Raw genomic sequence first — 13,782 nt, 5'->3', positions numbered from 1 at the left:
GTCGAGATCCTTTGTTCCGGGGGGCGCATCCGGTGGTGGTGCGCTCCGCCGCCATAATGTTTGATCAGCGGTCTTGTTCCGCAAGGCCACGCGGAAAGATACGGCGCGGCTGGAAGCCGTTGGACCGCAGCGCATCCTCGATGGCGCGCGTATGGCTCTCGCCGCGCGTCTCGACGGTGACGTCGAGCGTCACGCCCTTGGCCGGCACGTCGAGGAAGAGCCTGCCATGGCTGACCTCGAGGATGTTGGCGCCGTGGTCGCCGAGCAGGCTCGCGACCTTGCCGAGCAGGCCCGGCCGGTCGCTGGCGGTGAGGCGGAAGGCGGCGATGCGGTCCTCGCGCTCCAATTCGCGCACCATGATCGCGGCGAGCAGCCTGGTGTCGATATTGCCGCCGCAGAGCACGAGGCCGACCTTTTTGCCGCGATAGCGCTCCGGCTCCTTCAGCATTGCGGCGAGCCCCGCGGCGCCGGCGCCCTCGGCCAGCGAATGCTGCAGGCTGGCATAGGCATTGACCGCGCGCTCGATCAGGTCCTCGCCGACCAGGACGATGTCGGAGACCAGGCTGGAGACGATCGGCAAGGTCAGCTCGCCGACCGTCTTCACCGCGATGCCTTCGGCCAGGGTCGCGCCACCGATCGGCCGGTCCTCGGCATTCACGGCGTTGTAGAAGGAGGGATAGAGCTCGGCCTCGACGCCGATCAGCTCGATCTCCGGCTTCAGAGCCTTGGCCGCAATCGCGTTGCCGGCCATCAGCCCGCCGCCTCCGAGCGGAATGATCAGCACGTCGAGATCGGGCGCGTCGGCCAGCATTTCGCGCGCGATCGTGCCCTGGCCCGCCATCACGGCGGCATCGTCATAGGGATGCACGAAGACCAGGGTCTCCGCCTGCGCCAGCTCGCGGGCGCGCACGGCCGATTCGTAGAGCGTTTCGCCGTAGAGCACGACGCGGGCGCCATGGGCCCTTGTGTTCTCGACCTTCACCAGCGGGGTCGTCTCCGGCATCACGATGGTCGCCGGGATGCCGAAGCGGCGTGCGTGATAGGCGACGGCCTGTGCATGGTTGCCGGCGGACATGGCGATGACACCGCGGGCCCTCTCGGCTTCCGTAAGGCCAAGCAGCTTGTTGACCGCGCCGCGCTCCTTGAAGGAGGCCGTCGCCTGCATGTTCTCGTGCTTGACCAGCACGGTCGCGCCGGTGAGCTCGGACAGGCGCGGCGCCGGCACCAGCGGCGTGCGCAGCACATGCCCCTCGATACGCTGTGCGGCCGCTTCGATATCGGCGGGAGTGATCGAAAAAGGCTCGCTCATGCGTGGAGTTCCGTTCAGACCTGACGAGGCGCAATCGCGCCCTCGCCGAAGAAACCGCCGGGGCGCAGGATCAGCACCACGGCGAGCAAGCTATAGACGGCGATGTCGCGCTGTTCGATAGGCATGGTTGATGACCATATGACCTCGAAGAGCGCAATGCTGAGGCCGCCAAGGCAGGCGCCGGCGACCGAGCCGATGCCGCCCAGGATCGCGGCGACGAGCGCCTTCAGCCCGAGCGTGAAGCCGCCGGCAAAGCCCATGCCGCCATAGATCGCGGTGACGATGACGCCGGCCGCGCCGCAGGCCGCGCAGGCGAGGATCAGCGCCCGGTCATGCACGGCACGCGCGTTGACGCCGAAAAGCGCCGCGGTGCCGGAATCGTCCGAGACCGCGCGCCAGGCCCGGCCGAAGGCGGAATAGCGGATCAGCAGCACGAGCCCGAGCGCGGCGCTGAGGCCGCCGGCCGCAAGCGCCAGTCCGACCGGGGTTGCGGTGACGATGAAGCTGCCGGAGCGGGCCAGCGGCCAGGGCTCGTTGTAGACCGGCGGCAGCCAGCGCAGATCGGGCCCCTGCGCCAGCCGCAGATATTCAGACAGCGCAATCGCGAGCCCGATCGTCGCGATCAGCATCTGCTGGCCGCTGGCGCGCTCGAGATGGCGCAGCACGAACCGCCCCATGGCGAAGCCGTGAAAGGCCGCGACCAGCATGGCCACGACGAAGGCGACCAGCAGCCCCGAGACCGGGGTCGAGATCGCCGTCGAGACGAGCAGCGCCACGCCGATCACGGCTGAGAGCGCGCCGAGCGCCGCGAATTCGCCAAAGCTCAGGATGATGCGCCCGGTCAGGCCATAGATCAGCGCATAGGCCGAGGCGAGCAGGGCGTAGATCGCGGCCGAGGGAAGGGCGCTCAAGCCCTGCTGCAGGGCATAGGCGAGGCCGGGCGGGAGCTGCGGCAGGCCGTCGATGCGGGCCGAGCCCGGATCGACCGGCGGTTCCTCGCGGTTCTCGAGGTAGAAGCGCCGGAGCAGGTAGAAGCTGGCATCGTTCATCGGCCGTCCGTCGACCGCGACACCGAGCAGCGCGCCGCGCTGCAGACCCGCGCCCTCGCCGGCGAAGAGGCAATCGATCATGCGTTGGCGCGCCGGGCCGCCGCCGGTCTCGACATGGTAGAGGATGCGCAAGGTATTGGCGCGCGGGCCATTGGTCGCGCGGTCGATGGTGATCCGCGCGTCCGGCGCGTTGAGCGCCGGGATCGCCTGACGGCAAAGCCGCGTCTGGTCCGTATCGAAGCGTTCGCTGCAGCCGGTCAGCAGCAAGGCAATGAGAATCGGGAGGAGCGCGCGCATTGCGCGGAGGCTAGCGCCAGTTGCGACGCGTTGATACTCGATGCGTCGCGCAATTCAGCGCTTTGCCGGTCTCCCGTGACGTGAGGCGGTGCGCTCCGAGGCGCACGCATTTCAGCCAGCCGCTTTCAGCCGCAAACCATCAGCTTCTCGGCGACGCGCGGCGCGAAATAGCTCAGCACCCCGTCGGCGCCGGCGCGCTTGAACGCGATCAGGCTCTCCATCATGGCCTTGTCGCCTTCGATCCAGCCATTCAGGGCGGCGGCCTGGATCATCGCGTACTCGCCGGAGACCTGATAGGCGAAGGTCGGCACCCGGAAATGATCCTTCACGCGCGCGATCACGTCGAGATAGGGCATGCCGGGCTTGATCATCACCATGTCGGCGCCCTCTTCGAGATCGAGCGCCACCTCTGCAATGGCCTCGTCCGAATTGGCGGGGTCCATCTGATAGGTGCGCTTGTCGCCGATCAGCGTCGCATTGGTGCCGATCGCATCGCGGAACGGACCGTAGAAGGCCGATGCGTATTTCGCCGCATAGGCCATGATCTGGACGTCCTCGAAGCCGGCCTCGTCGAGTTCGACCCGGATGGCGCCGACGCGGCCGTCCATCATGTCGGAGGGGGCGATGACATCGGCGCCCGCATCGGCCAGCGCCAGCGCCTGCTGTGTCAGGATACGCACGCTCGCATCGTTCAGGACGCGCTCGCCCGCCATGACGCCGTCATGGCCATGCGAGGTGTAGGGATCGAGCGCGGCGTCGCAGATGATGCCGATCTGGGGCACCTCGGCCTTGATGGCGCGCACGGCGCGGCACATCAGGTTGCGCGTGTTCAGCGCTTCGGACGCCGTCGCGTCGCGCAACGACTTCTCGACATAGGGAAAGGGCGCGATCGCCGGAATGCCGAGGCTGGCGGCATGGGCGCTCTGGCGCACCGCCTCCTCGATATTCAGCCGGTCGACGCCCGGCATCCACTCGACAGCGGAGCGGGCCTCGCTCGAATCCACCAGGAAGATCGGCCAGATCAGGTCGTTCGCAGTCAGGACCGCCTCGCGCACCAGCCGGCGCGACCATTCGGCCTTGCGGTTGCGCCGCATCCGGCGGGTCAGGTCGAGCGAATCCTTGCTGCGCAGAGCAGTGGCCGGCAGATCATCCTGCCGCGCGACGGGCGCCGGAAACGGCCTTACAACCCGAGATGCCATAAAATCCTCCGCCGCCTGGGCGCGTTGGCTTGTCCTTTGCCGGATGCTTAGCACATCGGAACCGTTCCAAAATAGAGGTGGATGGTCGCAACCATGCGCTCAGGGCAACGCAGCGCCGCGCGTTGACAAGCGCCCGAGCCCCGGCCCAGAACCGGACCCTGTTATCAGGGATCAGCACGGCATGTCGCAGGAACCAGAGATCATTTGCGAAATCCGGGGCGCGGCGGGTGTCGTTATCCTCAACCGTCCCAAGGCGCTGAATGCGCTGAGCCTGGTCATGGTCCGCGAACTGGCACGCGCGCTCGATGCCTGGGAGCATGACCCGCAGGTGACGCGCATCGTGGTGATGGGCGCTGGCGAGAAGGCCTTTTGCGCGGGCGGCGACATCCGTTCGCTGCATGATCTCGGCCGAGCCGGCCGTCAGGGCGAGATGCTCGCCTTCTGGGGCGAGGAATACATCCTCAATCACCGTATCAAGCACTATCCCAAGCCTTATATCGCGCTGATCGACGGCATCGTCATGGGCGGCGGCGTCGGCATTTCGCTGCATGGCAGCCATCGCATCGCCGGCGACCGCTACCTCTTCGCCATGCCCGAGGTCGGCATCGGCTTCTTCCCGGATGTCGGCGCGACCTATGCACTGCCGCGCCTGGAAGGCGCAGCCGGCATCTATCTCGCCCTGACGGGCGACCGTGTCGGCGCAGCGGACGCCCTGGCGCTGGGTCTTGCGACCCATGCCGTACCGAGCAGCCGGATGGCGGAACTCGCCGATGCCCTGACCGGCCGCGGCGCCGTCGACGAGATCCTGGCCGGATACACCCAGGATCCCGGCCCGCAAAAGCTCGCCACCGAGCGCGCGACCATCGCCGAGTGCTTTGGCGCTTCCGAACTGGACGGCATCAGGGCGCGGTTGAAGCTGAAGGCCGAATCCGGCGATGCCTTCGCCGGCAAGACCCTGCAGACGCTTGCCGTCAAATCCCCGACCAGCATTGCCATCGCCTTCGAGCAGATGCGCCGCGGGGCGGGGCTCGATTTCGCCGAGGCGATGCGCACCGAGTACCGCATCGTCTCGCGCATTGCCGAGGGCCATGACTTCTACGAAGGCGTGCGGGCGGTGGTGATCGACAAGGATCATGCCCCGCGCTGGCAGCCGGCCACGCTCGATGAGGTCGATCCGCAGGCGATCGCGCACTACTTCGCTTCGCTTGGCGCGAACGAACTCGTCCTGGAGCATTGAGCGATGGGAATGGGGAGGGGAGATGCCGAGCCCCTGCGCGGGCAGCGCGTCATCGGCTCGGCCGGCCTCGAGGAGAAGAAGAGCAAGCTGACCCGCTGGCGGCGCGTGCTGGTCTGGCTGCTCCGCCTGCTGTCGCTCGCCTGGATGGCCAAGGGGCTGATGGCCTGGGCCGTGATTTTCGGCATCGGCATGGAGGGGCAGACGCCGTTCGAGTCGCAGTTGCTGAGCTATCAGGCGATCACGGTCTATTTCGCGGTGATCGATCTCGTCGCCGCGGTCGGGCTCTGGCTGACCAGCACCTGGGGCGGGGTGCTCTGGCTCCTCGCCGCGGTCAGCCAGTTGCTGCTCGGCTTCTTCTTCCCGCGGCTGCTGCCGGTGACCCCCTATCTGATCGCGACCTATGTCGGGTTGATGGCAGCCTATTTCCTGGCCACCTGGGCGGCGGAAAACGAGGAGACCTGAGACCGACCGGTGCGGGCCTGCCGTGCGCGCGACACGCGGCCCGGGCCCCCGGCAATGGCGCTGCTGAGGCGGGCGCTCGGGCCTTGGCGCGGAGAGCCCCGTTTCGCCCGAAAGCGCCTCGATTGCGTGGAGTCATGGTAACAAACGCTTTAGCTTAAGCGTTTCTGGCTTCACTTACGATTCACCCAAAGGGGTAAATCTCCGATTCATCCTGATATTTAAACTCGTTTTCATCGGTCCGGCCTATGGTGTTTTCAGAAGCGGACCGGGAGATAAATCCTGGCCGGCATGCAACAGGCGGGATATACCATGACAACGAGCGTAAAGACTTTGGCTCCTGTGAAGTCGGAAGAAGTTCAACTCAAGGTGAAGCCCCTTTACCTTGAGTCCCTTACCCTGGTTGAGCGGCTGCATCGCCGCCTGCTCGATGTCATCAAGGATGAATTCGAGCGCCGCAACCGTGACGACGTCAACAGCGTCCAGGCGCTGTTGCTCTACAATATCGGCGATGCCGAGCTCAGCGCCAGCGAGCTCCGGACGCGTGGTTACTATCTCGGCTCGAACGTGTCCTACAACGTCAAGAAGCTGGTCGAGCTCGGCTACCTGCACCATGCCCGGTCGCGCATCGACCGCCGCTCGGTCCGCATCAGCCTGACCGAGAAGGGTCACGAGGTGCACAATCTTGTGAAGGGCGTCTACGACAAGCATGTCCAGACGGTCGAGCAGATCGGTGGCATCGCGGCCGATGACTTCGAGCGCATGAACAACGCGCTGCTGCGTCTCGAGCGCTTCTGGACCGACCAGATCCGCTACAAGCTCTGATTTCTGGCCTGAACCGCCAGACAATCGGCGCTGACCTGACCTGAACTTGCAAACTCCCGCCTCGCTGCGGGAGTCTTTCGGGCCGCTATTGCTCGGGTCTGCTGCTGTTGCAGTTTCGCGACGCAGGGCGCCCATGCTGCATTCCCTGCTTCCCCTTCGTCGCCAATGCCCTAAAAACGCCGCGCTCATCACGAGACGTTAACTGTGGTATTGGATCGTCGCTCGCAACCGGGCCGCCGTCCATGGCGGAGCCGGTCTTGTTGTTTGCGGCGCTTAGGCGCGGTCTTGCTCCTTGAGGACGAGGGAAGAGGGATACGATGTCGAATTTCAGCCTGACCCGCCGCGAAACCGTGCTGGCACTGCTTTCGGGTGCAGCAACGGCCGCGACCGCGCCAGCCTGGGCTCAGCAGGCGGAGTGGCGCCAGAGCTATGATTCAGGCGCTCGCAATGCTGTTGCCCGGTCCTCGACCCCGACCTTGTCTTCCGAGACGCTGCAGGCGACAGAGCAAGCGATCGTCGCCTATCGCGACCTTGCCGCCCGCGGCGGCTGGACCCCGATCCAGCTGACTGACAAGCTTGGCGTCGGCTCGCGCGGCCCCGGCGTGGTCGCGCTGCGCCAGCGCCTGATCATCACCGGCGATCTCGATTCTGCTGCCGGCACCAGCAATATCTATGACTCCTATGTCGAAGCCGGAGTGCGCCGCTTCCAGTCGCGCGTCGGGCTCTCGACGACCGGCGCCATCAATCGCGCTACCCTGACCGCCCTGAACGTGCCGATCGAGCGGCGCATCCGCCAGCTCGAGACCAATGTGGTGCGCCTGCGCTCCTGGTCGGGCAATCTCGGCAACCGCTATGTCGTCGCCAATATCCCGGCAGCCTCGGTCGAGACGGTCGAGAATGGCCATGTCGCGACACGCCATGCAGCCGGTGTCGGCAAGGCCGACCGGCAGTCGCCGCTGCTGCAGACCAAGATCCCCGAGGTCAATTTCAACCCGACCTGGACCGTGCCGGCTTCGATCATCCGCAAGGATCTGATCCCGAAGATGCGCAAGGAGCCGAACTACCTCACCGAGAACAAGATCCGCATCATCGGCCCTGCCGGCGAGATCGCGCCCGATCGCGTCAACTGGAATTCGGACGAGGCGACCCGCTACACCTTCCGCCAGGATCCCGGCGGCGAGTTCAATTCGCTTGGCTTCGTGCGCATCAATATCCCGAGCCCGCACGGCGTCTACATGCATGACACGCCGGCCAAGGGCATTTTCGGCGACGATTTCCGTTTCGTCTCCTCGGGCTGCATCCGCGTTCAGAACGTGCGCGACTATATCGCCTGGCTGCTCAAGGAGACGCCCGGCTGGGATCGCGCCAAGATCGACGAGGTGATCCAGTCCGGCGAGCGCATCAACGCTCGGATCAGCAATCCCGTGCCGTGCTACTGGGTCTATATCACCGCCTGGGCGACGCCCGATGGCGGCGTGCAGTTCCGCGACGACATCTACAACAAGGATGGCCTGGGCCCGGCGCCGGTTGCGGCGCTGCAGGAAGACCAGAACATCTGAGAGCAAGCGCTCTCTCATCCTGAGACGGCCCGCCAGTTCTGGCGGGCCGTTTTCATTTKGCGTCCAATGGGCTGCGGTCGGGCGCTGCTCTCAGGCCGCCGTCGCGACTTCCCGCAGCACGGCGACGACGCGCTCGGTGAAGGCCTTGGTCCCGAGCGTTCCGCCGAGGTCGCGCGTGCGCTGCTCCGGCAGGCGGATCGTGCGGTCGAGCGCGGCCTCGATCGCCTGGCCGGCACGCAGCAGCGCCGGGTCCTGCCTGCGCTCCCCCAGCCAGTTCAGCAGCATCGCGGCCGAGCCGATCAGCGAACAGGGATTGGCGAGGTCGCGGCCGGCGATGTCGGGAGCCGAGCCATGCTGCGCCTGGGCCACCGCATGGTTCTGTCCGGCATTGAGTGAAGCGGCGAGCCCGAGGCTGCCCGAGATCTCCGAGGCCTGGTCGGAGAGGATATCGCCGAACATGTTGGTCGTCACGATGACGTCGAACACCCCGGCATCGCGGACGAGCAGCGCCGCCATCGCGTCGATGATCTTCTCCTCATAGGCGACGTCGGGATAGCGTTCGGCGACCGAACGCACGCATTCCAGGAACAGCCCGTCGGAGATCCGCAGCACGTTTGCCTTGTGCACAGCCGTGACCTTGCGCCGGCGCTGACGGGCAAGGGCAAAGGCGCTCTCGGCGATGCGCAGCGAGGCCTGCCGCGTCACTTTCCGGAAGGAGAGGGCCAGGTCCGGCGTCGGCATCATCTCGCCGGGACCGAGATGCATCGAGCGGTCGGAATAGAAGCCCTCGGTGTTCTCGCGCACCACGACGAGGTCGAGCGGCTTGCCGCAGCGCGGCTCAAAACCCTCGCGCGAACGGGCAGGGCGGATATTGGCGTAGAGGTCGAGCCGCTTGCGCAACTGGCCGGAGGGGTTGAGCCCGCCCTTCTCGGCCGGCGGGTAGTCATTATGGGATACGGGCCCCAGAATGACGCCATCGGCCCGACGCGCGGCCTCGAAGACGCTCTCCGGGAAGGTCGAGCCGACCGTGCCGAGCGCGGCAAAGCCGATCTCGGCATGCTCATAGCTGAGCGCGAAGCCGAACAGCTGGCTCGCATCGTCGAGCACGCGACGGGTGGCGGCGCTGATCTCGGGGCCGATGCCGTCTCCGTCCAGGACGAGAAGCTGCAAGGGGGCGTTTTTCGGTGATGTATCGGTCATTGCAGGGCTGCGTCCGGAACAGGGATGGAGCTGCCCGGCCGGCGCGCCGCCGCGCGGGCTGGGCAGCAGGGATTATTCGACCTTGATGTTCGCTTGCGCGACCACCTTCGCCCATTTCTCACGCTCCGCCTTGACGAAGGCCGTGAACTCCTGCGGCGTGTTGCCGATCGGCTGCGCGCCTTCCAGTTCGAGGTTCCGGCGCACTTCGGGCAGGTTGATGATGGTCGCGACCTCGCTGCGCAGCCGGTCGATGATCGGCTGCGGCGTGCCCTTGCGGACGAAGACGCCATACCAGCCGCTGGCCTCGTAGCCGGGCACCCCGGCCTCAGTGAGCGTCGGCACCGTGGGCAGAGCAGGGGCGCGCTCCGCGGTGGTGACGACCAGCGCACGCAAGGTGCCGCCATGCACATGGCCGATCGCCGAGGGCAGGGTCGCGAACATCATCGGGATATGGCCGCCGATCAGGTCGTTGAGGGCGGGGCCGGCGCCGCGATAGGCGGCATGTTTCAGGTTTGTCTGCGCCATCAGCTCGAACAGCGCGGTCGCGATATGGTTGGCCGAGCCGTGGCCGGCCGTGCCGTAGGTCAGGCCTTCCGGCTGCGCCTTCGAGAGCGCGATCAGCTCCGCGACCGAGTTGGCCTTGACCGACGGATGCACCAGCAGGAGCAGCGGCGCTTTGGCGATCAGGGTGACGGGCTCGAGCACCTCGGCCGGATCGTATTTGAGATTCTTGAACAGGCTCGGGTTCACGGCCATCGGGCCGATATTGCTGATCAGCACGGTATAGCCATCGGCCGGCGCCTGCGCCGCGGCCGTCGTGCCGAGATTGCCGCCCGCGCCGGCGCGGTTCTCGACCACGACGCCGACGCCGAGGCGCGACTGCAGCTTCTCGGCCACGGCCCGTGCGATCACGTCCGTGCCGCCGCCCGCGGCATAGGGCACCACCATGGTGATCGGCCGGCTCGGCCAGTCCTGGGCCTGAGCGGCGCCGAACATACCCAGCATCGCTCCGAGCATCGCGCCCAGCCGCAGTCCCGCAACTCTCCGCATCGTCAATTCCTCCCGTCGATCGTTGCCCGTCGGTCTCTCGCCGACGGTTTCTCAATTTCGGTATACCGAATTATACTGAGATGAATTGATACGAGGCAAGCGTTGATTTCGGCGCTGGCTCACGCGATCACGCGTGACCGGCGGAGCGCGCGCCGGACGAAGCGAGGAGATGGTCTTGGGTGATTTTGCCGACATGCAGCCCGCGCCCTCGCTGGCAGGCCAGGCCTATGCGCGCTTGCGCGACGCGATCGCCAGTGGGGAGCTTCGTCCCGGAGCCAGGCTGCGCGAGGAGGATCTGGCGAAGCATATGCAGATGAGCCGCACGCCGCTGCGCGAGGCGGTGCGCCGGCTCGAGGCGGAGGGCTTCTTCACGCGCGAATCGCGCAGTCTCGTCGTCGCCTCGCTCGATCATCAGGCGGTGTCGGAACTCTATGCGATGCGCGAGGTGCTCGAGGGCACGGCGGCTGCCTTCGCCGCGCGCCATGCCGCAGAGGTCGAAATCGAGGCGCTGCGCGATCTCCATACGTTGGAGGCCGGCTTGCTGGCGCAGCCGCAGGATCTGGCGCGCCACAACGAGCGCTTCCATTCCGCGCTCTACGGCGCAGCGCATAATCGCTATCTGCTCAAGACCCTGAACGCTTTGCGTGACGCCCGCGCGCTGCTCGGCCCTTCGACCCTGCTTGACCCCGTCCGCGCCGCGCAGGCCCATGCCGAACACGAGGCCCTGGTCGTGGCTGTCGAGCGCCGTGACCCGGTTGCGGCCGATGCCGCCGCGCGCAGCCATATCCGCTCGGCCCAGCGCGAACGGCTGAGGCGGCTGGTGACCGGCGATTAGGGCCGCTCCCCGCGGAGGAGGGGGAGCGCTGTTCAGGCTCCGCGCTTGCCGCCGGTCGGGCCTGCCGAAGCCAGCTTCAGCACGAGCGCTCCCGCCAGCGCCGAGAGCAGCGAGCCCATCAGCACGCCGATCTTGGTAGCGTCGCCGAGTTCGGGATTCTGCGGGAAGGCCAGCGCTCCGATGAACAGGCTCATCGTGAAGCCGATGCCGCAAAGCAGTGCGACGCCATAGAGCTGCAGGTAATTCGCCTTGGCCGGCATGGTGCCGAGTCCGCTCTTCACCGCCACCCAGGCGAAGCCGAAGACGCCGATCTGCTTGCCGATGAACAGGCCAAGCGCGATGCCGAGCGGAATCGGCGCGAGCAGGCTCGACGGCGACATGCCTGCAAAGGACACGCCTGCATTGGCGAAGCCGAAGATCGGCACGATTACGAAGGACACCCAGGGGTGCAGCTTGTGCTCGAGCATATGCAGCGGGGAATGCTCGGGCTCGTCGCTGTCGCTGCCGTCGCCGATCGGGATCGTCAGCGCCAGGATGACGCCCGCCAGCGTCGCGTGCACGCCCGATTTCAGCTGGAAGAACCAGAGCAGCGCGCCGATGGCGAGATAGAGCCAGATTCGCGTCACGTTCATCCGGTTGAGAACGATCAGGACGGCAAGGCACAAGCCCGCCATGCCGAGCATCGGCAGCGAGATCTCGCTGGTATAGAACAGGGCGATGATCAGGACGGCGCCGAGATCGTCGAGGATCGCAAGCGCGGTCAGGAAGACCTTGAGCGAGACCGGCACGCGCGGCCCGAGCAGGGCGAGCACGCCGAGCGCGAAGGCGATATCGGTGGCCGCCGGGATCGCCCAGCCGCGCATCGCGACCGGGTCTCCGCGCGTCAGCGCCAGATAGATCAGGGCGGGCGCGATCATGCCGCCGAGCGCCGCAATGCCGGGCAGGGCGCGGCGCGACCAGGTCGAGAGCTGCCCCTCGATGAATTCGCGTTTGATCTCCAGCCCGACGAGCAGGAAGAAGATCGCCATCAGCCCGTCATTGACCCAGTGCAGCACGCTGAGGCCGCCGACATAGCTGCCGAGCAGCTTGAAATAGGCGGGAGCGGCCGGCGAATTGGCGATCAGCAGGGCTATCGCAGCCACGCCCATGAGCAGGAGACCGCCGGCCGCTTCGCTCGCCAGCAGGGCCTTCAATGGCGAGCGCCTGGCAGGTGGAGCATTCCCGGCGATGTCTTGCGTCACGTTCAATTCCTTGCTGGCTGCTGTCGCTGCCCTTTGTGCAGGCGGCGCGCGCTCATGTCACCCCGCATCGGCCCTTGGAATGGCAGCCCCCACCGTGCTACGGAGCGCGCGATAGCGGGCTCGGCCGCGAGATTCCGCAACAGCCAGAACTGCGTGGCTGCCGCATGGCCTTGCCGGCCCCTGCGGCAATCCGAAGCGCCGATGGAGCATCCCATGAGTCGTGACGCCGCTGCCGAGAAGCATCTCTCGAACTCATTCTTCGGCGCTTCGCTCGCCGATTCCGATCCGGAGATCTCGCGTGCCATCGGTCTCGAGCTCGGTCGCCAGCGCGACGAGATCGAGCTGATCGCCTCGGAGAACATCGTGTCGCGCGCCGTGCTCGAGGCGCAGGGCTCGGTGATGACCAACAAATATGCGGAAGGCTATCCGGGCCGCCGCTATTACGGCGGCTGCCAGTTCGTCGACATCGCCGAGAAGCTGGCGATCGAGCGCGCCTGCCGCCTGTTCGACTGCCAGTTCGCCAATGTCCAGCCGAATTCCGGCAGCCAGGCCAATCAGGCCGTGTTCATGGCGCTGATGCAGCCCGGCGACACGTTCATGGGCCTCGATCTCGCTGCCGGCGGCCATCTCACCCATGGCGCCCCTGTCAACCAGTCCGGCAAGTGGTTCAAGGTCGTGCCCTACGGCGTCTGCGTCGTCGACCAGACCATCGATTATGATGCGATGGAGCGCCTCGCCGTCGAGCACAAGCCCAAGGTCATCGTCGCCGGTGGCTCGGCCTATGCCCGTCACTGGGATTTCGCCCGTTTCCGCGAGATCGCCGACAAGGTCGGCGCCTATTTCATGGTCGACATCGCGCATTTCGCCGGCCTGGTGGCGGGCGGCGCGCATCCCTCGCCGTTCCCGCACGCCCATGTCGTCACCACCACCACGCACAAGACCCTGCGCGGTCCGCGCGGCGGCATGATCCTGACCAATGACGAGGCGCTGGCGAAGAAGATCAACTCGGCGATCTTCCCCGGCATCCAGGGCGGCCCCCTGATGCATGTCATCGCCGCCAAGGCGGTCTCGTTCCACGAGGCGCTGCAGCCGGAGTTCAAGATCTACGCCCGCGCCGTCGTCGAGAACGCCAAGGCGCTGGCCGAGACGCTGAAGACCAAGGGCTTCGACCTCGTCACCGGCGGCACCGACAACCACCTCATGCTGGTCGACCTGCGCTCCAAGAAGATTACCGGAAAGGCTGCGGAAGCAGCGCTTGGTCGCGCCCATATCACCTGCAACAAGAACGGCATTCCCTTCGATCCGGAGAAGCCGATGGTCACCTCCGGCATCCGCCTGGGCACGCCGGCTGCGACCTCGCGCGGCTTCGGTGTCGCCGAGTTCCAGCGTGTCGGCGAGCTGATCGCCGAGGTGCTGGACGGGCTCGCCGCGCATGGCGAGGAAGGCAATGACGCCGTCGAGCAGGCGGTGAAGGCCAAGGCCCACGAGCTGACGGCACGTTTCCCGATCTATTGAAGGCAAG

Annotated in this window: 12 protein-coding genes; 6 read left to right on the top strand and 6 right to left on the bottom strand. The window is 66.5% G+C overall.

Translation table 11 applies throughout. The features are described 5' to 3' along the window. Positions 1 to 64: 64 nt before the first annotated feature. The 3 genes from AC1DGP_RS04055 to hemB all read right to left on the bottom strand — a co-directional run bounded on the left by AC1DGP_RS04055 (position 65) and on the right by hemB (position 3,854). Complete coding sequence (locus tag AC1DGP_RS04055; protein WP_441488706.1) at positions 65 to 1,309, bottom strand: threonine ammonia-lyase; 1,245 nt, start codon at positions 1,307 to 1,309, stop codon at positions 65 to 67. A gap of 14 nt (positions 1,310 to 1,323) precedes the next feature. After that, a complete protein-coding gene (locus tag AC1DGP_RS04050) occupies positions 1,324 to 2,655 on the bottom strand; it encodes a branched-chain amino acid ABC transporter permease (RefSeq protein WP_476831731.1) in 1,332 nt (443 codons plus the stop codon). A gap of 125 nt (positions 2,656 to 2,780) precedes the next feature. After that, a complete protein-coding gene (gene hemB, locus AC1DGP_RS04045) occupies positions 2,781 to 3,854 on the bottom strand; it encodes a porphobilinogen synthase (RefSeq protein ID WP_476831730.1) in 1,074 nt (357 codons plus the stop codon). Positions 3,855 to 4,035: 181 nt separating this feature from the next. On the opposite strand from hemB, the gene AC1DGP_RS04040 reads away from it, so the two are divergent. From AC1DGP_RS04040 to AC1DGP_RS04025, 4 genes are all read left to right on the top strand, one after another. Then, complete coding sequence (locus tag AC1DGP_RS04040) at positions 4,036 to 5,091, top strand: enoyl-CoA hydratase/isomerase family protein (RefSeq protein WP_441488703.1); 1,056 nt, start codon at positions 4,036 to 4,038, stop codon at positions 5,089 to 5,091. Between the two features lie 3 nt (positions 5,092 to 5,094). Beyond that, positions 5,095 to 5,553, top strand: coding sequence for a DUF6163 family protein (locus AC1DGP_RS04035; protein ID WP_441488702.1), 459 nt, complete (start codon positions 5,095 to 5,097; stop codon positions 5,551 to 5,553). Positions 5,554 to 5,862: 309 nt separating this feature from the next. Continuing rightward, positions 5,863 to 6,375 carry a transcriptional regulator LdtR gene (gene ldtR / locus AC1DGP_RS04030; RefSeq protein ID WP_441488701.1) on the top strand — a complete coding sequence of 171 codons (513 nt, stop codon included), beginning with the start codon at positions 5,863 to 5,865 and terminating at the stop codon, positions 6,373 to 6,375. A gap of 317 nt (positions 6,376 to 6,692) precedes the next feature. Beyond that, a complete protein-coding gene (locus tag AC1DGP_RS04025) occupies positions 6,693 to 7,934 on the top strand; it encodes a L,D-transpeptidase family protein (protein WP_441488700.1) in 1,242 nt (413 codons plus the stop codon). A 90-nt stretch (positions 7,935 to 8,024) separates the two neighbouring features. Here AC1DGP_RS04025 and AC1DGP_RS04020 read toward each other — a convergent pair whose 3' ends face one another. Both AC1DGP_RS04020 and AC1DGP_RS04015 read right to left on the bottom strand, forming a co-directional pair. Next, a complete protein-coding gene (locus AC1DGP_RS04020) occupies positions 8,025 to 9,134 on the bottom strand; it encodes an isocitrate/isopropylmalate dehydrogenase family protein (protein WP_476831729.1) in 1,110 nt (369 codons plus the stop codon). A gap of 72 nt (positions 9,135 to 9,206) precedes the next feature. Further along, a complete protein-coding gene (locus AC1DGP_RS04015) occupies positions 9,207 to 10,184 on the bottom strand; it encodes a Bug family tripartite tricarboxylate transporter substrate binding protein (protein ID WP_476831728.1) in 978 nt (325 codons plus the stop codon). Between the two features lie 175 nt (positions 10,185 to 10,359). Between AC1DGP_RS04015 and AC1DGP_RS04010 the strand changes: the two genes are divergently transcribed. Further along, entirely contained in the window at positions 10,360 to 11,019 is a 660-nt protein-coding gene (locus tag AC1DGP_RS04010; RefSeq protein WP_441488697.1) for a GntR family transcriptional regulator, read from the top strand. Positions 11,020 to 11,051: 32 nt separating this feature from the next. Here AC1DGP_RS04010 and nhaA read toward each other — a convergent pair whose 3' ends face one another. Continuing rightward, complete coding sequence (gene nhaA / locus AC1DGP_RS04005; protein WP_476831727.1) at positions 11,052 to 12,260, bottom strand: Na+/H+ antiporter NhaA; 1,209 nt, start codon at positions 12,258 to 12,260, stop codon at positions 11,052 to 11,054. 213 nt (positions 12,261 to 12,473) lie between these two features. Here nhaA and glyA point away from each other — a divergent pair, with 213 nt between their 5' ends. After that, positions 12,474 to 13,775, top strand: coding sequence for a serine hydroxymethyltransferase (gene glyA, locus AC1DGP_RS04000; protein WP_441504749.1), 1,302 nt, complete (start codon positions 12,474 to 12,476; stop codon positions 13,773 to 13,775). Positions 13,776 to 13,782 lie beyond the last annotated feature (7 nt).

This window comes from Allobosea sp. 05T433 (assembly GCF_056396065.1).
The sequence above is the reverse complement of the archived record's forward strand: the minus strand, read 5'-3'. Positions and strand labels throughout refer to the sequence as shown.